Origin of the sequence: Haloarcula sp. Atlit-47R (genome assembly GCF_003665985.1) — an archaeon.
In the GTDB taxonomy this organism is placed as follows: domain Archaea; phylum Halobacteriota; class Halobacteria; order Halobacteriales; family Haloarculaceae; genus Haloarcula; species Haloarcula taiwanensis.
The window spans coordinates 1-430 of the sequence record NZ_QPLQ01000110.1; the positions used below are offsets into that span (position 1 = coordinate 1).

At 67.7% G+C, this 430-nt stretch carries 1 protein-coding gene; it reads left to right on the top strand.

The annotated features are described in order from the left end of the window. On the top strand, positions 1 to 430 hold a 430-nt coding region (locus tag DVK00_RS21105; RefSeq protein WP_147435961.1), incomplete at both ends, for an RtcB family protein.

Below are 430 nucleotides of genomic sequence, written 5' to 3' on the forward strand. Positions count from 1 at the left end.
CTACCTCCGGGAGATCGAACAGGAGCACGGCGACCTGCTCGCGGAGCTACCGGACAAAGAACTGGCGGCAGCGCCGTCCGGATCGGAACTCGCAGAAGAGTACTACGGCGCGATGGGCGCGTGCATCAACTTCGCGTGGGTGAACCGTCAGCTGATTATGCACCGGACGCGACGCGTCTTCGAGCGCGTCTTCGGCCGCGACTGGGAGGCGATGGAGATGGAGCTCCTCTACGACGTCGCCCACAACATCGGCAAGAAGGAGGTCCACGAGGTGGCCGTCGACGCCGACGGGCGGCCGACCAGCCCCGACGACGCGGTCGACCGTCAGGAACGGGAACTGTACGTCCACCGGAAGGGAGCCACGCGGGCGTTCCCCGCCGGACGGCCCGAGATCCCGGCCGCCTACCGTGACGTCGGCCAGCCGATCATC